The 1,425-nt window shown below is 68.3% G+C and carries 1 protein-coding gene; it reads right to left on the reverse strand.

Annotation, left to right across the window (positions count from 1 at the left end; genetic code table 11):
- Nucleotides 1-32: 32 nt before the first annotated feature.
- On the reverse strand, nt 33-1,425 hold a 1,393-nt coding region (locus ACH438_RS46240), incomplete at its 5' end, for an acyl-CoA carboxylase subunit beta (protein WP_397017720.1).

Consider the following 1,425-nt stretch of genomic DNA (forward strand, 5'->3'; position numbering starts at 1 on the left):
GAGGCTGCCCGCTTTTGTTGCCGTGTAGTGATTTACAGCGGGATGTTCTTGTTGTGCTGCGGGCGTGCCGGTGCGGCGGCCAGGGCGGCGGCGATGGTCGAACGCGTCTTGGACGGTTCGATGACCTCGTCGACCACACCGATCGCGATGGCGCGCTGGACACCGCCGGCGATGCGCTCGTGCTCCTCGGTGAGGCGCTCGATCATGGCCTCACGCTCGTCTTCGGGAGCGGCGGCGATGGCCTTCTTGTGCAGAATGCCGACCGCGGCCTTGGCGCCCATCACGGCGACCTCGGAGCCCGGCCACGCGTACACGGCCGTGGCGCCCAGGGAGCGGGCGTTCATGGCGATGTAGGCGCCACCGTAGATCTTGCGGGTCACCAGGGTCACCCGCGGGACGCGGGCCTCGGCGAAGGCGTGCAGCAGCTTCGCGCCGCGGCGCACCACACCCTCGAGTTCCTGCGAGACACCCGGCAGGTAGCCGGGGACGTCGGTGACCACGATCAGCGGGATACCGAACGCGTTGCACAGGCGCACGAAACGTGAAGCCTTCTCGGCACTTTCGGAGTTGAGGCAGCCACCCAGGCGGATCGGGTTGTTGGCCAGCACACCGACCGTGCGCCCACCGAGGCGGCCGATGCCGACCACCATGGAGCGCGCGTAGCCGCCTTGGAGTTCCTCGAAAGAGCTTTCGCCGTCGACGTTGTCGAGCAGCTCGTGGATGATCGGCTTGACGTCGTAGGCGCGCTTGGCCGAGGCCGGCATCATGGCCTTCAAATCGACATCGCCGTGTTCGGCTGCGGCCAGATCGAATTCGCCCTGCTCGGCGAACATCGACACCAGGCGGCGGGCGCGGTGCATGGCGTCGGATTCGTCATCGGCCATGATGTGGCAGACGCCGGACTTCTTGCCGTGGGTGATCGGGCCGCCCAGGGTCGCCATGTCCACGTTCTCGCCGGTGACCGAGCGCACGACATCGGGTCCGGTGACGAAGACACGGCCCTCGGGGGCCATGATCACGATGTCGGTCAGCGCGGGACCGTAGGCGGCGCCACCGGCGGCGAAGCCGAGGACCACCGAAATCTGGGGGACCTGACCGGACGCGCGGACCATGGCCTCGAAGACCAGTCCGACCGCGTGCAGGGCTTCCACGCCCTCGGCCAGGCGAGCGCCACCGGAATGCCACAGGCCCACCACGGGCACCTTGGAATCGATGGCGGTGTCGATCGCGTCGACGATGTGCTTGCAGCCCTCCACGCCCATGGCGCCGCCCATCACGGTGGCGTCGGAGCAGTAGGCGACGGTACGGACGCCGTCGACCTCGCCGATAGCGGCGAGCACACCCGACTTGTCGCGGGGATGCAGGGGCAGAACGGTTCCGGGATCGAAGAAGCGCTGCAACCGACCCAGCGGGTCACGGGGATCG

Source organism: Nocardia sp. NPDC020380, assembly GCF_044386975.1.
GTDB lineage: Bacteria > Actinomycetota > Actinomycetes > Mycobacteriales > Mycobacteriaceae > Nocardia.